The organism is Archangium lansingense, assembly GCF_026626635.1.
Classification (GTDB): Bacteria; Myxococcota; Myxococcia; order Myxococcales; family Myxococcaceae; genus Archangium; species Archangium lansingense.
The window spans coordinates 8,443,645-8,463,729 of record NZ_JAPNKA010000001.1; the positions used below are offsets into that span (position 1 = coordinate 8,443,645).

At 67.9% G+C, this 20,085-nt stretch carries 17 protein-coding genes; 4 read left to right on the plus strand and 13 right to left on the minus strand.

Annotation, left to right across the window (positions count from 1 at the left end):
• The first annotated feature begins 168 nt into the window (after window positions 1-168).
• Window positions 169-831 carry a transcriptional repressor LexA gene (lexA, locus tag OV287_RS33535; RefSeq protein ID WP_267538117.1) on the plus strand — a complete coding sequence of 221 codons (663 nt, stop codon included), beginning with the start codon at window positions 169-171 and terminating at the stop codon, window positions 829-831.
• A gap of 324 nt (window positions 832-1,155) precedes the next feature.
• Here the strand turns inward: lexA and OV287_RS33540 are convergent, their stop codons facing one another.
• The 3 genes from OV287_RS33540 to OV287_RS33550 form a co-directional block, all read right to left on the minus strand.
• A complete protein-coding gene (locus OV287_RS33540; protein WP_267538118.1) occupies window positions 1,156-2,292 on the minus strand; it encodes a tetratricopeptide repeat protein in 1,137 nt (378 codons plus the stop codon).
• A gap of 16 nt (window positions 2,293-2,308) precedes the next feature.
• Window positions 2,309-3,349, minus strand: coding sequence for a hypothetical protein (locus OV287_RS33545; RefSeq protein WP_267538119.1), 1,041 nt, complete (start codon window positions 3,347-3,349; stop codon window positions 2,309-2,311).
• 92 nt (window positions 3,350-3,441) lie between these two features.
• Entirely contained in the window at window positions 3,442-4,803 is a 1,362-nt protein-coding gene (locus OV287_RS33550) for an MFS transporter (RefSeq protein WP_267538120.1), read from the minus strand.
• 100 nt (window positions 4,804-4,903) lie between these two features.
• Between OV287_RS33550 and OV287_RS33555 the strand changes: the two genes are divergently transcribed.
• Entirely contained in the window at window positions 4,904-5,869 is a 966-nt protein-coding gene (locus tag OV287_RS33555) for a hypothetical protein (RefSeq protein WP_267538121.1), read from the plus strand.
• Here OV287_RS33555 and OV287_RS33560 read toward each other — a convergent pair.
• The 4 genes from OV287_RS33560 to eno form a co-directional block, all read right to left on the minus strand.
• The gene (locus OV287_RS33560; protein ID WP_267538122.1) at window positions 5,866-7,296 is read right to left on the minus strand and encodes a glycoside hydrolase family 1 protein; all 1,431 of its coding nucleotides are present in this window, start codon (window positions 7,294-7,296) and stop codon (window positions 5,866-5,868) included. The genes OV287_RS33555 and OV287_RS33560 overlap by 4 nt on opposite strands.
• 80 nt (window positions 7,297-7,376) lie before the next feature.
• On the minus strand, window positions 7,377-8,294 hold the full coding sequence (locus tag OV287_RS33565) for a peptidoglycan DD-metalloendopeptidase family protein (protein ID WP_373371851.1): 918 nt from the start codon (window positions 8,292-8,294) through the stop codon (window positions 7,377-7,379).
• Window positions 8,295-8,296: 2 nt separating this feature from the next.
• Window positions 8,297-9,091: a 5'/3'-nucleotidase SurE gene (gene surE / locus OV287_RS33570; RefSeq protein WP_267538123.1), complete on the minus strand. Its 795-nt coding sequence runs from the start codon at window positions 9,089-9,091 to the stop codon at window positions 8,297-8,299.
• A 15-nt stretch (window positions 9,092-9,106) separates the two neighbouring features.
• Window positions 9,107-10,396: a phosphopyruvate hydratase gene (eno, locus tag OV287_RS33575; RefSeq protein ID WP_267538124.1), complete on the minus strand. Its 1,290-nt coding sequence runs from the start codon at window positions 10,394-10,396 to the stop codon at window positions 9,107-9,109.
• A 95-nt stretch (window positions 10,397-10,491) separates the two neighbouring features.
• Here eno and OV287_RS33580 point away from each other — a divergent pair, with 95 nt between their 5' ends.
• Window positions 10,492-11,556, plus strand: coding sequence for an ADP-ribosylglycohydrolase family protein (locus OV287_RS33580; protein WP_267538125.1), 1,065 nt, complete (start codon window positions 10,492-10,494; stop codon window positions 11,554-11,556).
• Window positions 11,557-11,649: 93 nt separating this feature from the next.
• Here OV287_RS33580 and OV287_RS33585 read toward each other — a convergent pair whose 3' ends face one another.
• The 4 genes from OV287_RS33585 to OV287_RS33600 all read right to left on the minus strand — a co-directional run bounded on the left by OV287_RS33585 (window position 11,650) and on the right by OV287_RS33600 (window position 14,056).
• Entirely contained in the window at window positions 11,650-11,829 is a 180-nt protein-coding gene (locus OV287_RS33585) for a hypothetical protein (protein WP_267538126.1), read from the minus strand.
• Window positions 11,830-12,193: 364 nt separating this feature from the next.
• Window positions 12,194-12,622 (minus strand): type II toxin-antitoxin system RatA family toxin, encoded by a 429-nt coding sequence (locus tag OV287_RS33590; protein WP_267538127.1) that lies wholly within the window; start codon window positions 12,620-12,622, stop codon window positions 12,194-12,196.
• Window positions 12,623-12,649: 27 nt separating this feature from the next.
• On the minus strand, window positions 12,650-13,615 hold the full coding sequence (gene glpX / locus OV287_RS33595) for a class II fructose-bisphosphatase (protein WP_267538128.1): 966 nt from the start codon (window positions 13,613-13,615) through the stop codon (window positions 12,650-12,652).
• A gap of 39 nt (window positions 13,616-13,654) precedes the next feature.
• On the minus strand, window positions 13,655-14,056 hold the full coding sequence (locus OV287_RS33600; protein ID WP_267538129.1) for an acyl-CoA thioesterase: 402 nt from the start codon (window positions 14,054-14,056) through the stop codon (window positions 13,655-13,657).
• A gap of 96 nt (window positions 14,057-14,152) precedes the next feature.
• Here OV287_RS33600 and OV287_RS33605 point away from each other — a divergent pair, with 96 nt between their 5' ends.
• On the plus strand, window positions 14,153-15,772 hold the full coding sequence (locus OV287_RS33605; protein WP_267538130.1) for an alkaline phosphatase family protein: 1,620 nt from the start codon (window positions 14,153-14,155) through the stop codon (window positions 15,770-15,772).
• 9 nt (window positions 15,773-15,781) lie between these two features.
• On the opposite strand, the gene nadC is transcribed toward OV287_RS33605, so the two are convergent.
• Both nadC and OV287_RS33615 read right to left on the minus strand, forming a co-directional pair.
• Window positions 15,782-16,624, minus strand: a complete 843-nt coding sequence (nadC, locus tag OV287_RS33610; RefSeq protein WP_267538131.1) for a carboxylating nicotinate-nucleotide diphosphorylase — start codon at window positions 16,622-16,624, stop codon at window positions 15,782-15,784.
• A gap of 23 nt (window positions 16,625-16,647) precedes the next feature.
• Window positions 16,648-20,049, minus strand: coding sequence for a valine--tRNA ligase (locus tag OV287_RS33615; RefSeq protein WP_267538132.1), 3,402 nt, complete (start codon window positions 20,047-20,049; stop codon window positions 16,648-16,650).
• Between the last annotated feature and the right edge of the window lie 36 nt (window positions 20,050-20,085).

Sequence of the window (20,085 nt, forward strand, 5' to 3'; positions counted from 1 at the left end):
TACGCGCAGACGGGGGATGACCCCAGGGCCTGTTGGGGAGCGGCGCACACACACGGAATGTGCGTGCTCATCCTTGAACGAATTGACTCTATACGTATGTTCAGGGAGCATGACGGTACTGAAAGTTTGTTGCGCCGGTGGGCTACCCACCAGACGAGGGAGCGAGGCATGGAAGAGCTGACTGAACGCCAGCGGGAAATCCTGGCCTTCATCGTCAAGGAGACGGAGTCGCGGGGCTTCCCGCCGACCATCCGGGAGATTGGCGAGGAGATGGACATCCGCTCGACCAACGGGGTGAACGATCACCTCAAGGCGCTCGAGCGCAAGGGGTACCTCAACCGGGGCGAGCAGCAGAGCCGCTCCCTGGTGCCCACCAAGCGGGCGAGGCTCCTGCTGGGCCTGGGCGCGAGGAAGGAGTCCGGGATGATAGACGTCCCGCTGCTGGGCAAGGTGGCGGCGGGCGCCCCGTTGCTGGCCCAGGAGAACGTGGAGGACTCGGTCCGGATCGACAGCTTCCTGCTGGGCGGTCAGGGGCGCGAGGTCTTCGCACTCCGCGTGAAGGGCAACTCGATGATCGACGACGGCATCTTCGACGGGGACTACCTCTTCGTACGCAAGACGCCGCAGGCGCAGTCCGGGGACATCGTGGTGGCGCTCATCGAGGACGAGGCCACTGTGAAGCGCTACTTCCCGGAGGGCGAGCGCATCCGCTTCCAGCCGGCCAACGCCACCATGCAGCCCATCTACGTGAGCAAGGCGGACTTCCGCTCGACGATGATTCTGGGCCAGGTGGTCGGCGTGTACCGCAAGCTGCCGGGCGGGAAGAACTAGCCCCCCGTTTCACTTGTCACCGGTGACAAGTGGATTGATCCAGGCCCTTTTCACTTCTCGCCGACGAGAAGTGGATGGGGCCTGTTGCGTTTCACTTGTCGTCGGCGACAAGTGGAATGCGTCCGCCCCGTTTCACTTCTCGTCGGCGAGAAGTGGAATGCGTCCGCCTCGTTTCACTTGTCGTCGGCGACAAGTGGAATGCGTCCGCCCCGTTTCACTTCTCGTCGGCGAGAAGTGGAATGCGTCCGCCTCGTTTCACTTGTCGTCGACGACAAGTGGAATGCGCCGGGTGACCTCGCCGCACTTTTCCGCCCCAGGCGTTACTCAGGGGCACTTCTTGAGCTTCACCCCGCTGCTGGCGATCCGTTCACACACCGTGCGGACAGTGGCCTCGTCCTTCAGCTCCTGGGCGAGGGCCGCGGTGCGCAGTTGCAGCGACAGGTCCTTGGCGTGGTCCGGCTCGGCGCTCAAGCTGGAGAGGATGCGCAGGGCGTCCGGCTTGCGATCAAAGGTGGAGAGCAGGTCGGCCAGCTCGGCGAGCTCACGGATATCCGAGCCGGAGACGGACTCGAGGGCGCGCCCCAGCTCCTCCTCGGCGGCCTTCCGCTCGTTGCGCCCCAGATGGAGGCGAGCCATGGCCACGTGGATGATGGCGCGCTCCTTCACGCGCAGGGACTCGCGGTAGGCCGCGAGAGCCTCCGTCGGCTTGTCCAGCTTCGTGTAGATCTCCCCGACGAGCTCCCACAGCGTGGGGTCCTTGGGAGAGCCGCTGGCGGCCTCGCGGTAGGACGCGGCGGCGAGGAGGAGCTGACCGGCCCGCACCTGCTCGTCGCCGAGCGCGGTGAGCAACTCGGGAGTCCGCACCCCCTTCCCTGTCCACTCGCCCAGGAGCAGGAGAGCCTCGGCATGGCGCCCATCATCCGTGAGTACATCGACAGCGCGCAGCACCAGGGGTGTCTTGCTCGCGTCGGGACAGGCCTCGGCGGCGAGGGCAAAGTGCTTCACGGCCTCGCCCTTCTCGCCGCGCTTGACGTGGATCTCCGCCAGCTGCTCGAGGGCGTTGAAGTCCTTGGGGTGCAGGGCAAGCGCCTTGCTCAAGGCGCTCCGAGCCTCGTCCGTCCGGCCGAGCTGGGCATGGATGAAGCCGAGCCGACTCCAATTGGTGGAGCGCTTGGAGTCTCGCTTGAGTGCGAGCTCGAACTGGGCGGAGGCCTCGTTGAGGCGGCCCATGGACAGGTAGACCTCGCCGATGGCCGCGGGCAGACGGGGGTCGTCCGGGGATAGTTCCTTCATGGTGTTGAAGGAGGTCAGGGCATCCTCGAACTTACCCGAGAGGTACTCGGTATTGCCCTTCACGTAGTAGCCCTCAGCCTGCTCCTTGGGCGAGGGCTGGGAGGGACGGTCCTCGCAACCAGCGGCGAGGAAGGCAACCAGGGACAGGACACGCCAGCGAGGGTGCATACGGAGAGCTCCAGGCTCAGAAGTGCCAGGCGACGCCGGCGTTGATCTCGAGGTTGAGGCCATTGCCCAATCCCCCGTTGGAGAGACCGAGCGTGGCCTGGGCGAGGTTGGTGGAGGCCTCGAGCTGAAAGCCGAGGCGGCCTGCGATGAGGTACTCGCAGCCGAAGAAGCCGATGACGGTGGGAAGCGGACCCGTCTGCTGGAAGATGCCGAACTCGCCGAAGGAGAGCTGCACACCGAGGCCCAGCCCCCAGTACGGACGGAGGGAGTGCTCGATGTTGTGGTAGTGGCGCAGGCCGAGCACGCTGGGCAGGACGTTGAGGCCGCCCTTGAGCCCCTCCTCCTGGGCCGTCACATAGGAGAGGCCCACCTGCCCGAAGACGACCCATTCGGGATGGAACTGGAAGCCAATCTCCACGTCACCACCGGGGTTGAACGTGGAGAGATTGGAGATGAGGCTGTTGTTGAACCGTACGCCGAGCAGCAACGAGCCCGTTTCGGGGACTCTCGACACCGAGGGCGCATTCACCACCGTGCCGTCCGTGGACTCCGGGATGAGCGTGGCGAGCAGCTGATCCGCGACCGACACGGCGGCGCGAGGAAGGGCCTCCCGCGCGGCCACCTCGATGCGAGGCCGGCCCAGGGCGCGTCCGCTCTCCGAGTCCACGAGACTGGTGGTGAGGAGGTAGCGAGAGCCGAAAGCATCGAGCCGGCCGGCGATGAGGTAACGCGCCCGGGTGGAGCCGGGGGTGCCAGGGGCTGCCTCGGGGCACGGGCCCGCTGCACAGGCGCCCGCGAGACGCACCGCCTCCTGCTCCAACGCGGTAGACACCGCGAGGCGGGAAGACTCGGCAAGCCGGCTCACGAGAAGCGCCGTCACCCCAGCGGCCTGCTCCCGAGCCTCCGCGTTGCTCTCCAGGGGAAGGAGGACGACGGTGAAGACCGGGTCGGGCTCCACGGCCGGAAGCGTCGCGGCCTCCGGTGCCGGGGAGGACGACTGGCCCCAGGCGGCCGGGGCAAGCACGAGGGCGAGCAGGAGTGGCGGAAGGCGACTCACGGGGGCGTCACTCTAGTACCAGACGGCCTGCTCGGGGCGGCGAGAAGCGGACCCGGCATGGACCCACCTGCCCGCCTGGGTTGCCTCCAGGCTCAACTCGCCTTCTTCACCCGGGACACCAACAAGGTGCCCAGCCCGAAGTAGACGATCGCCACGGAGAAGATGACGGTGTAGCCCAGCGTGGGACGGCCCCCCTCCTTTCCGACGGCGGTGAAGGTGTCCAGCAGCCACCCAGCAATCGGCGTGGCCAGGAACTGCGGCACCGTCAGCGCCATGTGCCAGATGCCCATGTCCTTCGCCGCGTCGTCCATGTCTGGCAGCACGTCCGTGGCCAGTGCCCAGTTCACGCTCTCGTAGGCACCATAGCCGACGCCAAACAGGGCACCGATGAACAGCGCCGCCAGGTAGTTTTCGGAGACGATGAAGCCCGCGGCCACCACCGCCTGGATGGCTCCGGCGACGTAGACCACGCGCTTGCGCCCGTACCGGTCCGACAGCTTTCCGGCGATCACCGTGCTGGGCAAGGCCAGCAGGAGCAGCAGGCCCAGCACGCCCAGCACGGCCAACTCCGGCGTCGTGGCCAGGGGCCGGCCGAACACCGAGAAGTCCTTCACCACGTCCCTCAGATAGAACAGGAGGAAGCTCTGGACGCTGAACACGCCCATCGACATCAGCATCCGGGTGAGGAACACCCAGCGGAAATCCTGCGAGCGAAACGGAGCCACGAAGCCGCGCAGGAACGAGCCCCAGTGGAAGGGCTTGGGCTCGGTGGTGAGCGGCTGCTCGCGCGTGCCCAGCACGGTGACGAGCACGCCCACCACCAGGATGACGCCGATGACCAGGTAGACGCGGTAGATCTGCCCCTGGAACTCGGCCAGGGAGGCCTGCTGGCTCACCATGGAGCTCGCGAGCCCCATGCCCACGCCATTGCCCAACAGCGTCATCAGCCCGTACCACCCGGCCACGGAGCCGCGCTGCTCCGGGTGCACCACGTCCGGCATGAGGGCCGTGTACGGGGCCGTGGCGACGTTGTTGGCGAAGTTGGCCATGAGGTAGGCCGCCACGTACAACCAGTACGCCCCGGTGAAGCCCCACAGGTTGTCCGTCTTCAGGAAGGGCAAGGTGGCCATTCCCACCAGCGCCACCAGGTTGAGCGCCGTGCCCACCACCATGAAGGGCCGCCGCCGTCCCAAGCGCGACCGCACCCGATCACTCCAGGCGCCCAGCAGGGGCGGCACGAGGATGCCGGTGAGGGAGCCGATAGCGATCGCCGTCCCCACCCCCTTCCCCTTGGACGCATCGCCGACCATGACGAGCACCTGGGCCTGCACCAGGATGGTGAGAATGGCGCCCCAGTGCACGTTGCTGGAGAACCAGAAGAACGTCAGATAGAGCTGCTCCAGCGTGCCCAGACGTCTGGACTCGAGGGGTAGCACCGCGGCCCTGGCTTCCAAGGTTGCCTCACTCCTGATGTAGCATGGGGGCCCCATACCGGCCCCGGCGCATGTCCGTGCAACGATGCCCCGGAGCCCCCCGCAAAGGAAAGAGGGCCCCATGCCTTCCTCCGGCTGTGCCCGTACCCTGCTGTGCAGTCTGCTGCTCCTGGGTTCCAACGCGCTGGCGGAGGGTCCCACCGGGGACACTCCCGAGGTCCCCCGCCCCACGCCTCCGCTCACGGGCATGCCCACGCGGCGGCTCAACCTCGATCACTTCATCGGCGGCGGCGTCAATCCGACGGTGGCCGAGTACAAAGTGCGCATCAGCCAGACGCAGCGTCTGGGTCAGAGCGAGGACCTCCTCTGGCGCGACACCTTCCTGGGACTCGGCGGCCAGGTGCGCCTCAACCCCTGCTACACCGCGGTGGGGCCCATGGTGAATTGGCAGCCCATCGCCGTCTTCAACCTCAAGGCCCTGGTGGATGCGTACGGCTTCTTCGGCACCGCCGGCATGCTCCAGTCCTTCCGCTCCCCGCTGGACGAGTTCTCCGACGCAGTGCAGCGCGCGAACTCCGAAGCCCAGAACACCTACGGCACCACGGGCTGGCACGCCATGCTGCAGCCAACCTTGCAGGCGCAGGTCGGGCCGATCGCCATCCAGAACGTCGTCACGCTCGACTACTTCAACATTCGCCTGCGCGGCGGAGACACGCTCTGGTACGACGCCGGCCAGGACACCCTGATTCCCGGCCGCGGGTTGGTGCTCACGGAAGAGGTCAACCTCGTCTACCTCGCGGGCCCGCTGACGCTGGGCGCCACCTTCCGCTACCTCCTGCCCTTCTACGACGAGGAGAACTTCCGGCCCGGCGAGGACGTGAAGGCCGCGAACAACTCCAACATGCGCCTGGGCGCACTCGTCGCCTACACCTTCCATGATGGCGGCTACTCCTCCTTCAACCACCCCACCGCCTTCCTCACGGCGACGTGGCACATGAGCCACCGCTACCGCACCGGCCAGGAGACGTCCCAGGCCATTCCCTTCGTGGGCCTGGGCTTCGCCTTCCAGCAGGACTTCGTCTTCTAGGCCGCGTCCGTGCGCGCCTGGGGGCTGAGTCCCAGGCCGCGCGCCAGCTCCTGGAAGGTCGCCACCGCCGGCGTCGCGACCCGTCGCTTGTCCGGGCTGCTGTAGTCCACCTGGAACAGGCCGAAGCGCGGCTCGTAGCCTTCCGCCCACTCGAAGTTGTCCAGCAAGGACCAGTGGAAGTAGCCGCGCACATCCACGCCCTCGTGGGCCGCGCGCACCACCGCCTCGAAGTGCTCGCGGAGGAACCCGGGCCGGCGCTCGCCCTTCCCGTCCGCCATGCCGTTCTCGGTGATGTAGATGGGAAGGCCCGCCTGCCCGTAGCGCTTGAGCGCCTGGTAGAGGCCCTCGGGGTAGATATCCCAGCCCAGGTCGTTCACCGGCCGCCCCTCGGCCACGTACTGACGCGACAGCGTGGGGCTGCTGAAGTCCGCACGCACCATGTCTCGCGAGTAGTAGTTGAGCCCCAGGTAGTCGTACGAGCCCTTCAGGTCCGGCACCGCCTCGTCGATGTCCGCCATCCCCGGCACGGACATCTGGATGCGGCCCGTGCTGTGGACGTCCACCAGCAACTGGTTGAAGAGCCGATCCGTGAAGCCCGCCATCACCCGGTCCATCGGTGAGCGCGTGGCCGGCTGGAAGATGCGCACGTGGTGCGCGATGCCCACCCGCGTGGCCTTGCCGTCTCCGTCCGCGTCCACCGTGTCATGCTCGCGCAGCTCCCGCACCATTCGAGCGTGGGCGCGGATCTGCCGTGCCAGCACCTGCAGCCCCAGCTTCCCGTCCTTCAGCCCCGGCGGCCACTCGCCCTTCATGTAGCCAAACGCCATCAGCACGTTGGGCTCGTTGAGGGTGCACCACTGGTCCACCTCGCTGCCCAACTTGCGAGCCACGCGCCGGGTATAGGCGGCAATCCACTCCACCGTCTTCTCATTCGCCCACCCGCCCTGAGCGGCCACCCAGCGCGGCAGAGTGAAGTGACTGAGCGTCACCATGGGCTGGATGCCGTTGGCGCGCAGCATCCGCATCCACTCCAGGTAGCGGTCCGCCGCCGCCTCATTCCACGAGCCCTCCTCGGGCTCGAGCCGGCTCCACTCCACCGACAGCCGGTAGGCATTGGCCCCCAGCTCGCGAAGCAGCGACACGTCCTCGGAGAATCGGTTCCACGAGTCGCACGCCGCCCCGGACACATCCCGGTGCTTGATGTGCGGAGTGCCATCCGGGTACGAGCCCTTCTCCCACTCGGACCAGTCGTTGTCGTTGTTCCCCTCCACCTGGTGGCTGGCGGTGGCGGCTCCCAGCAGGAAACCCGACGGCAGCACCTGCCGCGCCGGAGGCAGGGACGCCAGACCGGACAGCGGGGAAGCCGGCGGATGAGGCTCCGAGACCAAGGACTTGAAGGCGATCTTCGCGGCGTGGATCAGGCTCATGGGCGATCCCCTACCACGGGAGTCCACCCGAACGGCAGCCAGCCTCACCGGCGGGCGGCGCTTCCCGGCTTTCTTGCCTGCTACGAAGACGGCAGCGGACCCAGGTAGTCGAGCGGATCCACCGGCTTGCCCCCCACCCGCACCTCCAGGTGGAGCTGCGGGCCACTCGTCTTACCGGACTCGCCCACGGTGGCGATGACCTGGCCGCGACGCACCTTCTGGCCGGTGCGCACGCGCAAGTCGCGGTTATGCGCGTACAGCGTGATGAGGTGCTCCGAGTGCTGGATGATGACGATGAGCCCGTAGCCTCGCTGCTCGCCCGCGTACAGCACCGACCCTTCCTGAGCGGTCTTCACGGGCGTGCCCGCGGGCGCCGCGAGGTCGATGCCATCATGCGGCTCGCGACCCTTCTTCCCGAAGCGGGCGTACAGCACTCCCCGCAAGGGCCAGTCCAGCATCCCCTTCGTCTCCGGCACGGGGCGGGAAGGCGCAGGGGGAGACGTGGGCCGGGGTGTCATGCGGGACGGCGCAGTGACGACGACCGGAGGCCTGGCCGAAGCCGGAGGCCTGGTCGTGGGAGGCTTCGAGCCCGGCACCGGCCGCGCCTCGTCCGGCTCCGGAGTGGGAGAAGACTCAGTAGCCACCGGCACCGGCCTCTCGAAGCCAGGGATGATCAGCTCCTGGCCTACCGAGAGCGTGCGCGGGTCAGTGATGCCGTTGGCCTCGGACAGCTCCTCCACCGTGATGCCGTAGGTACGGGAGATCCGGTACATCGTCTCGCCCGGAGCCACCGTATGCCGGACGGAGACAAGCTCCGGCTCCGGATGGGGCTCGCGCAGCTCTCCGAGCTCGACGGGAGGCTGCTCAGAGGCGGGAGCAAGATCGGAATCAGGAGTGGGACGGGTGGCGCCCGGCACCACCGCACAGCCGGTGGTGGCGAGGAGCGCGAGCAGCAGGAACGCCGCTGCCCGCGCCGGGATGGCTCCCGCCACCGCCAACCTCAGTCGCCTCCCCTGCCCACGTCGAGACGTGGGAAGCCCTCGAGGTTCCAACTCGCCAGCGCCGCCAGGGACTGGGTGTCGGTGAGCTCGAAGTTGAGGGGCGTCACCGAGATGCGACGCTCCAGGTGCACGGCGTTGCAGTCGCTGCCGGGGATGTCCTCGTGCTCGTAGGAGTTGCCGCCGATCCAGTAGTACTTGCGGCCGCGCGGGTCCTCCTTCTCCACCACGTCGTAGCCGTACGAGTGACGGCCCAGACGGGTGATGGCGTAGCCGGTGGGCTCGCCCCGGGGGATGTTGACGCTCAGCAGCATGCGCGCCGGGAGCCGAGGCTGGGCGAGCGCCGCCGCCACCAGCGACCGGGCGAAGCGAGCCCCGTGCTGGAAGTCGAACGGCGCGCGCGACACCAGGCTGAAGGCGATCGACGGGATGCCCAGCAGCGCCGCCTCTCGGGCAGCCGCCACCGTTCCCGAGTAGTTGACGTCGTCGGCCAGGTTGGCCCCGTGATTGATGCCGGAAACCATGATTCGCGGGCGATCATCCTTCATGAGGTGATGGATCGCCAGATAAGCGCTGTCCGCCGGGGTCCCGTCCACGGCGAACCAGTGCTCCCGGATCTCGGTGATGCGCAGGGGGCGGTTGAGGGAGATGGAGTGCGAGGCCGCGCTCTGCTCGCGGTCCGGAGCCACCACCCATACCTCCCCCAGCGGGCTTACCGCGTCCACCAGGGCGCGGAGGCCTTCGGAGAAGTAGCCGTCGTCGTTGGAGACCAGGATGCGGGGTTTCTTGTCGGCCACGTCTCTCTCGTTTCCTTACTTCAGGCCCTTGATGGCCCGCTTGCCAGCGTAGCGCGCGCCGGAGCCCAGCTCCTGCTCGATGCGCAGCAACTGGTTGTACTTGGCCACGCGGTCCGAGCGCGACGCCGAGCCCGTCTTGATCTGCCCGCAGTCGAGCGCCACGGCCAGGTCCGCGATGGTGGTGTCCTCGGTCTCTCCCGAGCGGTGGCTCATCACCGAGGTGTAGCCGGCCTTGTGGGCCATGCGCACCGCGTCGAAGGTCTCCGTGAGGCTGCCAATCTGGTTCACCTTCACCAGGATGGAGTTGGCCACGCCGCCCTGGATGCCGCGGCCCAGGCGCTCCACGTTGGTGACGAAGAGGTCATCGCCCACCAGCTGGATCTTCTCGCCGAGCGCGTCGGTGAGGCCCTTCCAGCCCTCCCAGTCGTCCTCGGCCATGCCGTCCTCGATGGAGACGATGGGGTAGCGCGACACGAGCTGCTGGTAGTAGTCCAGCATGCCCTTCGCATCGAACTCCTTGCCCTCGCCCTTGAGGCGGTACTTCTTCGAGCCCTTGTCGAAGAACTCGCTGGCGGCCACGTCCAGCGCGAGGAACATCTGCTCACCGGCCTTGAAGCCCGCGGCGGAGATGGCCTCCATGATGAGCTTGAGGGCCTCCTCGTTGGCCGGCAGGTCCGGGGCATAGCCGCCCTCGTCGCCCACGCCGGTGGCCAGCTTGCGGCCCTTGAGGATCTTCTTCAGCGCATGGAAGACCTCGGCGCCCCAGCGCAGGCCCTCGGCGAACGAGGGAGCGCCCGCGGGCACCACCATGAACTCCTGCACATCCACGCGGGTGTCGGCATGGGCGCCACCGTTGAGGATGTTCATCAGCGGCACCGGCAGCGTGCGAGCCTGGGCGCCGCCCACGTAGCGGTAGAAAGGCAGGCTGAAGGCATCCGCCGCCGCGCGCGCCGTGGCCATGGACACCGCGAGGATGGCGTTGGCGCCCAGCTTGCTCTTGGTGGGCGTGCCGTCCATCTCCAGCATCTGCTGGTCCACCGCGTACTGGTCCGCGGCGTCCATGCCCACCAGCTCGGGGGCGATCGTCTCCATGATGTTGGTGACGGCCTTGCGCACGCCCTTGCCCAGGTAGCGATCCTTCTCCCCATCCCGCAACTCGAGCGCCTCGTGCTCACCAGTGGACGCACCGGACGGCACCGCCGCACGACCCTTGGCCCCACCCGCCAGGAAAACCTCAGCCTCCACGGTGGGGTTGCCGCGGGAGTCGAGCACTTCACGCGCTACGATTTGAGCGATCTCGGTCATGGCGCCGGGTTCTATTGGACGCCTCCAGCCCTCGCAAGCTTGCTCGATGGGAGGGCTGCTACACTGTCGACCTCCTGAAGCCCCGCTCTCACCGCATGCCTCCACGCCGACCCATCTCCCCTGAACCCGACCAGTCCCCGAGCCTGCGTGGCCGAGGCGCGCTCCTGGGGCTCGCCATCGGAGATGCGCTCGGGGCGCCCTTCAAGGGCCGGCTCCTCGCCGCCCCGGCCTTTCCCCAGCTCGTGGACGGGCCCCACCGGACTCTCAAGGGGGGCGGCCCCTTCGAGCTGCGCCGCGGCCAGGTGGGTGAAAGCGGTCAGATGGCGAGCTGCCTGAGCGTGGGCCTGCGCGAGTTGGGCACCTACGATGCAGACCAGCAGGCACGGCGCTACCTCGCCTGGCAGGGCCACTCCGTGGGCATGAGCGAGTTCACCCTCGAAGTGCTGACGGAGATGGCCGAGTCCGGCCCCCACCGGGCATCGGCCGGGCGGCGCGTCTGGCTGCGGGGCCTGCGGCGCGTGACCGGGAATGGGAGCCTGGCGCGCACCGCCCCCATCGGCGTCTTCTTCTACGAGGACACCCAGGCGCGGGTGCAGGCCTCGCTCGCGGACTCCGCGCTCACACACTTTGATCCGCGCTGCCAGTTGGCATGCGCCGCCTTCAACGGCTCCATCGCGCACGCTCTCACCGCGGGCGAGCGGTTGAAGAAGGAGGATCTCATCACCGCGGCCGTGAGCGGGCTGACCGTGGCCAGCGCGGCCCTGGGCCGCTCGGCCGCCGACTACGTCCAGGAAGTCACCACCGCCACCGCCGCCCTCAAGGAGGACCTGGCCGCGGCGCAGCAAGATGACCCGATGCTCTACTGGCCGGACCTGCACATGCACCGGAAGCAGGACCATGTGCGAGTGGCCTTCCGGCTGGCCTATTGGGAGGTGCTGCACGCCCCCAGCTTCGAAGCTGGGATGGTGGACGTCATCAACCGAGGTGGGGACGCGGACGCGAATGGGGCCGTTGCCGGAGCGCTTCTGGGCGCATTCCACGGCGAGGACGCCATCCCGTCCGAATGGCGGCAGGGGGTGCTGGAGGCGCTGGGCCCGGGAGCGGGGCCGCTCGGGACGCTCTACCACCCTCGCCAGATGGTGCTGCTGGCGCCGGAGTGAGGCGTCCACCGGGACTGGAAAACACGAAGCCCGCGTGGGCCGTCCTCGTGACAGGACGTCCACCGCGGGCCGTGAGAGGCGGAGCCAGGTCGCTCAGCCGCGCAGATCGATGACGATGACGCCGCGCTGCGGCTTCTCGTCGTCTTCCGCGTCAGACCGACGCCGGGGGCGCTCCTCGGGGACCGGAATCGGAATCTCCAGCGCGGGACGATCCCGCTCCTCCCGGTTCCGTTCCCGGCGCTTGATTTCCTCGATGATGAAGGCGTCGAGCATGGGTTCGGTTTCTCCACTCAGCCTACGTACCCTGATGTACGCCCGCCATCCCACTCCTGGATTCCTGCCACCCTATCGGCTTCTGAGTGCTTCAGATGCAAAGTAAGGGCCCTGGTTCCATCCTGAATACGTGCCAGCAACCTCGCATGCTTGCCCGTCTACCACCCGGCACCTGGATTTGGCGGAAATGTCCAGGAGACGTCGACTGGATTGTAATCGAGCCAGCGATCCCCGCAAGCGCTCCAACCCTTCAGAGCCACCGACACATCCGGAGTGACGGTTCTTCCGGGGCTCGGCCCGACAACCCGCCTGCCCTCCGGCGGACCGGAGGGCATTTGCCGCAGGGCGTCGAAGCAGTGGAGGGCTAGGCGCCCTCGACCCGCCGCTTGAGGGCGTCCAGCATCTTGGGCAGCGACTGGTCCACCAGGGCGTTGAGGATGGACTTGGGCACCAGGGGGCCCACCGTCACATCCACGCTGTAGGTGACCTTGGTGCGGCCCTCGCCTTCCGGCTCCAGCACCCAGCTGCCCTTGTTGTCCTTCATCACCTCGCCCTCCACGAAGGACCAGGACATCCGCTTGGGCCGCTCCTCGCGGGCGAGGATGGTGTAGCGGATGGTCTTGATCTTGAAGTCCACCTCATAGTGGACCTTCACCTCGCTGCCCTTGCGCTCGGAGGTGGTGATCTTCTTCACCTCGGTGAGCCACTCGGGGTAGCGGTCGTAGTTGACGACGATGTCGTAGACCTTCTCGGGCGGGGCGTTGACGACGATGCTCCGTGAGGCGCCAGGCATGGTGCGAGTCTCCTCGGTGGGGATTTCCTAGAGGTTGTAACCCGGCTTGGTGTCGAAGCGGTGACGAGATTGGATGAAGCGCACCGTTCCGGTCTTGCTGCGCATGACCACCGAGTGCGTCTCGCAGCCGCTGCCGAAGAAGCGCACGCCGCGCAGGAAGTCGCCGGTGGTGACGCCGGAGGCGGCAAACATCACCTCGCCGCCGGCCAGCTCCTCGGCCGTGTAGATCTTCGAGATGTCGGTGATGCCCATGCGCCTGGCGCGGGCGATCTCATCGTTGTTGCGCGGCACCAGGCGGCCCTGCATGTCGCCGCCCACCGAGCGGATGGCCGCGGCGGTGATGACGCCCTCGGGAGCGCCGCCAATGCCCATCAGCACGTCCACGCCGGTGTCCTCGAAGCAGGTGGCGATGCCGCCGGCCACGTCCCCATCATCGATGAGGCGGATGCGCGCGCCCGCGGTCCGCACCTCCTTGATGAGGTCCGCGTGACGCTCCCGGTCGAGGATGACCACCGTGAGGTCCGACACGTAGACCTTCATCCTCTCCGCGACGGCGTGGAGGTTCTCGGTGGCGGAGCGGCGCAGGTCGATGGAACCCCGGGCGCGGGGGCCGACGGCGATCTTCTCCATGTAGGTGTCCGGCGCGTTGAGCAGCTTGCCCTTCCCGGCCATGGCCACCACGGAGATGCTGCCCGGACGGCCGTAGGCGCACAGGTTGGTGCCCTCGAGCGGATCCAGCGCGATGTCCACCTCTGGATCCTCCGGGTTGCGCCGGCCCACCTTCTCGCCGATGTAGAGCATGGGGGCCTCATCGCGCTCGCCCTCGCCGATGACCACCGTGCCCTGAATCTGCAGCGCATCGAACGCCCTGCGCATGGCGTCCACGGCGGCCTGATCCGACTCGTTCTTGTGGCCGCGGCCCATGAGCCGGGCGGAGGCGATAGCCGCCATCTCGGTGACGCGCACGGCCTCCATTGCCAGGTTGCGATCCATTTGGGTGTCTCCTTGGAAACGACGTGAAGAAGTGGGGATTCAGGGCTCCGCCTGCAAGATGCGCACGATCGCGTCCGGCAGGCGGGTGGGCTTGCCTTCGCGACCCACGCAGGCGTGGACGGTACGCCCGGTGCACAGGGGGGTATCCGGGCCCCCCTCTCGGAAGATCTCGTAGGTGAAGGTCAGCGACACGCGCTTTACCTCGCTCACCCGGGTGCGCACGAGCAGCACGTCCTCGTAGCGAGCGGGGGACTTATAGGAGGCAGTTGCCTCCACCACGGGAAGGATCAACCCCTCTCGCTCCACCTCGCGGTAGCTGCCTCCTCGAGAGCGGAAGTACTCGCTGCGGGCGAACTCGAAGTAGCGGAAATAATTGGCGTAATACACGACCCCCATCTGGTCCGTGTCGCCGTAGATCACTCGGATTCGTGCCTCGACCATGGGTCGCGTCGACCGTAACAGGGGAGTGTCCGACCGGAAAGCATGGTGCTCGGGAGTTGGTTGCTTCTGAGCACGAGGCGTGGAGGATCCCAACCCATGCTCCGCTTCCTGTCATTGCTGCTGCTGCTCACCGCCCTCCCCGCCCTGGCGAAGCCGCCCCGGCTGACACTCTTCATCACGGTGGACGCGATGGGCTCGGACCTGCTGCTGCGCACGAAGCCGCGCCTCAAGGGCGGACTGCGGCAGCTCATCGACTCGGGCGCCTTCTACCCGTACGCGCGCTATGAGTACGCCAAGCCGCGCACCGCGCCGGGCCATACCACGCTGGCCACCGGGGCCAACCCCTGGCGCCACGGCATCGTGGACAACCGGATCATCGACCGGGCCACCGGCAAGCCCGAGCGCGTCTTCCCGGATCCAGCGCACCCGGTATTGGAGGCGCCCCTCTCCCTGGAGGACGTGAGCCCGGCCAACCTCATGGCGGAGACGTTCGCGGACAGGCTGCGGCTGACCACGCAGGAGCAGGGCAAGGCCATCGCGCTGTCAGGCAAGGCGCGCTCGGCTATCCCACTGGCCGGCCGGCTCGGCCAGGCCTACTGGTACGACGAGACAGTGGGGAAGTTTGTCACGGGTACCTGGTACACCAAGGAGCTGCCAGGCTGGCTGAAGACCTTCAACGCGGCCAATCCGTCCGACACGTGGTTCAGCAAGACGTGGGAGCCGCTGCTGCCTCGCAGCGAGTACGTGGGCGAGGACGACCGGCCCTACGAGGGTGAGTTCTACGGGCTGGGGCGCGTCTTTCCGCACCCGCTCACCGGTGGCCTCCCCTCCCCCGGTCCCCAGTCCTACACCGCCTTCGCCATCTCCCCCCTGTCCCTGGATGTGGTGGTGAAGGCAGCCCGAGCGGCCATCGAGGGCGAGAACCTGGGCAAGGACGAGGTGCCGGATCTGCTCGCGGTGAGCTTCAGCGCCACGGATCGGGTCTACCACCAGTACGGCCCCAACTCGTGGGAGATGCAGGACACGATGTACCGGCTGGACAAGGCGGTGGGCGACCTCGTGGCCCTCGCCGAGCGCGCCGCGGGGGGCCGAGCCAACCTCCTGGTAGTGCTCTCAGCGGACCACGGCGGCGCGGCTGTACCCGAGCAGTGGGCCGCCTCGGGGGTGGGTGCCGAGCGCGTGGATCCGCGAGTGCTCTCCAAGGGATTGACCGAGGCGCTGCGGACGCAGTTCCCCGGCACGGACATCACCGCCACCGTGGAGGAGCTGGACGTGTACCTGGGCGGCAAGACGCTGGAGGGCGGCAAGGTAGACGGAGCGGCGGTGCGGCGAGCCGCGGCGGCCTGGCTGCTGAAGCAACCGGCCATCCCGCTCGCGGTGGCACGCGACGATCTCTACACGATGCCGGACGTGGCGGGGCTGGTGGAGCCCCTGCGGCGTGGCTACTACCCGGGGCGCAGCGGCGACGTGCTCTTCGTGGTGAAACCCTTCCACGTCATCAGCGCCGAGGCAGTCGGTACCAACCACGGCGCCCCATACGCGTATGACCAGCTCGTGCCCCTCATCCTGGCGGGCAAGGGGGTGAAGCCGGGCATCTACCCGCGGGAGATCAGCACCACGGACGTGGCACCCACCGTGGCGGCGCTGCTGGAGATGAACCTCCCCGCGTCGGCCGAGGGAGAGCCTCGCTACGAGGCCCTCGCCCCCAGCCGCTGAGCGACCGGACTACTGCGCCTGGACGATCTCCAGGGACAGGTCCATGGCGCGCGCCGAGTGCGTGAGCGCGCCCATGGACACGAAGTCCACGCCGAGCTTCGCCAGCCGAGGCAGACGCTCCAGGGTGATGCCACCGGAGACCTCGAGGGGGATGCGGCCGGCCGTCAGCTCCACGGCGCGGCGGATCTGCTCGTCGTCCATGTTGTCGAGCATGACCACGTCCGCGCCCTCCTCGAGCGCCTCGGCGAGCTGGTCGAGGTTGGTGACCTCGATCTCGATCTTCACGAGCTGGGGCGCGTTGGTGCGGGCCCGGCGGAGCGCCTCGCGAACGGAGCCGCCCACGGCCGCGATGTGGTTGTCCTTGATGAGGACACCATCGAAGAGGCCGAAGCGGTGGTTGAAGGCGCCACCGGCCTTCACGGCCTGCTTGGACAGCGAGCGCATGCCGGGAGAGGTCTTCCGCGTGTCGAGGATGCGCAGCTTGGTGCCGCGCACCGCGGCCATGACCTGCTGAGCCATGGTGGCCATGCCCGAGGTGCGCTGGACGATGTTGAGGGCGGTGCGCTCGGCGGTGAGGAGTGCGCGCATGCGGCCGCGCACCCGGGCCACCAAGGCCTTGGGTTGAACCTCCTGCCCATCGCGAGCGAGGAGTTCGACCTCGGAGTCCGGATCCACGCGCTCGAAGACGCGGGCGAAGGCATCCAGTCCGGCGAGCACGAGCCGCTCTTTGGCGATCAGCTCGGCGGTGCCCTGGGCGTCCGCGGGGACGAGGGCTTCGGTGGTGATGTCACCCGCCGCCCCGAGGTCTTCCTCCAGGGCGAGCGAGATGAGGCGATCCAAGAAGGCATCCATGTGAGTCACGTCTCCGATTGAGGTCAGCGCCGAGCCTTGGCCGGTGCCTTCTTGGCCGCGGTCTTTTTCGCCGGTGCCTTCTTGGCGGGTGCCTTCTTCGCCGTGGTCTTCTTCGCCGGTGCCTTCTTGGCGGGTGCCTTCTTCGCCGCGGTCTTCTTCGCCGGTGCCTTCTTGGAGGGTGCCTTCTTCGCCGGTGCCTTCTTGGCGGGGGCCGCCTTCTTGGCCGCAGCCTTCTTCACGGCAGCTGCCTTCTTCGCCGGTGCCTTCTTGGCCGTGGCCTTCTTCGCCGGTGCCGCCTTCTTCGCCGGTGCCGCCTTCTCCACAGGTGCCTTGCTAGCGGGAGGTGCCTTCGGAGCCGGAGCCTTCTTGGCCGGAGCCTTCTTCTCCGCCGGAGCCGTGACAGGCGTGGCCTTGACCTCGGGTGCCGCCTTGGTCTTCACCGCGCCCTGGGCAAGGCCCCCCTTACGAGCGGTCTTCGCCGGAGCCTCCTCCTCGGCCTCCAGGTCACCAATCGCGTGACCGTCCTCGTCCTCGTCCTCGACGACTTCCGCCTCGACGGCACCCGCCTCGGCCTTGACGACCTCACCCTCGGCGTCCGCCTTGCTGGCCTCAGGCTCGGGAGCCGGAGCCTCCTGCTCGGCGGCGGGCGGGGTGGTGGTATCGGGAGCGAGCCGCTTCAGGCTGTCCTGCAGCTTGGAGATGCGCGCCGTCAGCTCCTCGACGCGGGCCCGGTCCTTCTCCACCACGTCCGGAGGCGCCTTGGCGACGAAGTTGGGGTTGTCGAGCTTGCGCTGGATGCCTCCCAGCTCCTGCTCGGAGCGGGAGATCTCCTTGGTCAGGCGCTCGCGCTCGGCGTCCACGTCGATGAGGCCAGCAAGCGGGACGAAGACCTCCATCTGCGGGCCGACGAAGGCCGCGGACTGAGCCGGCTTGGGCCCGGGGCCCGTGATGCGCAGCTCGCCCAGGCCGGCCAGGGGCACCAGGTAGCCGCGCCAGCGCTCGAGCAGCTCGCGGGTGCGCGCGTCCGGGCTCTGCACGTACGCGGTGATGCGAGCCGAGGGCGGCAGGTTGCTCTCGCCGCGGATGTTGCGCAGACCCTCGATGGCCGCGATGACCGGCCCCATCTCCGCCTCGGCGGCGGCGTCCTCGAGCGACACATCCGGCTCGGGGAACGGGGAGATCATGATGGAGTCAGCCGGCCGCGACATGGGCAGCTTCTGCCAGATCTCCTCGGTGATGAAGGGCATGAACGGGTGGAGCAACCGGAGGATCCGGTCCAGGCAGTAGACGAGCACCGCGCGGGTGTTGTCCTTGGCCTTGGCGTCCTCACCGTAGAGCGAGCCCTTGGCCAGCTCGATGTACCAGTCACAGAACTCGGACCAGAGGAACTGGTAGAGCGTGGAGGCGGCCTCACCAAACGCGTAGGCGTCCAGCGACGTCCGGGTCACCGCGATGGCGCGCTGCAGCCGGGAGAGGATCCACCGGTCCGCGAGGGTGAGCTCGCGCTCGGTGATGGGCCGCTCATCCAGCTTGAAGTCGCCCAGGTTCATCAGGGCGAAGCGGCTGGCGTTCCACAGCTTGTTGGCGAAGGCCTTGTAGCCGGCCACGCGGTCCAGCGAGAGCTTGATGTCGCGGCCCTGCTGGGTGAGCGAGGCCAGGGTGAAGCGCAGGGCGTCCGCGCCATGGGAGGGCATGCCCTGGGGGTACTTGTTGCGCAGGTTCTTGTTGAGCTGCTCGGGCGGAGCGCCCAGGACGATGTCGAGGGGATCGATCACGTTCCCCTTCGTCTTGGACATCTTCTCGCCCTTCTCATCGCGCACCATCGCGTGCAGGTACACGGTGCGGAAGGGCACGTCCTTCATGAAGTGCAGGCCGAACATCATCATCCGGGCGACCCAGAAGAAGAGGATGTCGTGGCCCGTCTCCATGACGGAGTTCGGGTAGAAGGTCTTCGCCTCGGGGGTCTGCTCGGGCCAGCCCAGGGTGCTGAAGGGCCAGAGGCCCGAGGAGAACCACGTATCGAGCACGTCCGGATCCTGCTCCAGGTGCGAGCCGCCGCACTTGGGGCACTTCTCTGGCGCCGTGCGCGAGACGATGGGCTCGGCGCGCGAGTAGTCGATGCCGCCGGTGGCCTCCAGACGGGGGCTGCAGTCCGCGCAGTACCAGGCCGGAATCTGGTGGCCCCACCAGAGCTGGCGGCTGATGGTCCAGTCGTGGATGTTGCGCATCCAGTGGAAGTACGTGTTCGTCCACGACTCCGGGATGATCTTCGTGCGGCCCTGCTCCACCGCCTCGATGGCGGGCTTCGCGAGCGGCTCGATCTTCACGAACCACTGCGGGGACAGGCGCGGCTCCACCACGGTGGCGCAGCGCTGGCAGCCGCCGACGGAGAGCTTGTGCGGCTCCTCCTTCTCCAGCAGGCCCTGGGCGGTGAGGTCCTCGAGGATCTTCTTGCGCGCGGCGAAGCGGTCCATGCCCGCGTACTCGCCGCCCTCCTTGTTGATGCGCGCGGCCTCGTCCAGGACGTTGAGCATGGGCAGCTGGTGCCGCAGGCCCGTCTGGTAGTCGTTGAAGTCATGGGCCGGCGTCACCTTCACCACGCCGGTACCGAAGGCGGGGTCCACCAGCTCGGCGTCGGCGATGATGGGGATTTCGCGGCCGGTGAGCGGCAGCACCACGAACTGGCCGGCGAGCCCCTTGTAACGCTCGTCCTCGGGGTGGATGGCCAAGGCGGTGTCGCCGAGCATCGTCTCCGGGCGGGTGGTGGCGACGGTGAGCTTCCGGTCGCTGCCCTTCACCGGGTACTGGATGTGCCAGAGCGAGCCCTGCTTCTCCTCGTGCTCCACTTCCAGGTCGCTGAGCGCGGTATGGCACGAGGGGCACCAGTTGATGAGCTTCTGGGCGCGGTAGATGAGGCCCTCTTCGTGCAGGCGGACGAAGACCTCGCGCACGGCGGCCGAGACGCCCGGATCCATGGTGAAGCGCTCGCGGCTCCAGTCCAGGCTGGCGCCGAGCACCTTGTGCTGCTCGCGGATGCGGTTGCCGTACTTGTTCTTCCACTCCCAGACGCGCTCGAGGAACTTCTCGCGGCCCAGGTCGTGGCGGGACTTCTTCTCCTTCTCCTTGAGCTCACGCTCCACCACCATCTGCGTGGCGATGCCAGCGTGATCCGTGCCGGGCACCCAGAGGGCGTTGAAGCCGCTCATGCGCTTCCACCGGATGAGGATGTCCTGAATGGTGGCGGTGAGCGCGTGGCCCAGGTGGAGGCTGCCCGTGACGTTGGGCGGCGGGAGGACGATGCAGAAGGGAGGCTTGTCGGAGGTGGCCTCGGCGCGGAAGTAGTTCCGCTCCATCCAGAGGGCATACCAGCGAGCCTCGACCTCCTTCGGGTCATAGGCCTTGGGAAGTTCGGTCGTGTCGCTCATTGGAAATGAGAACCGGCCCACCCGGGCCGGTGGAAG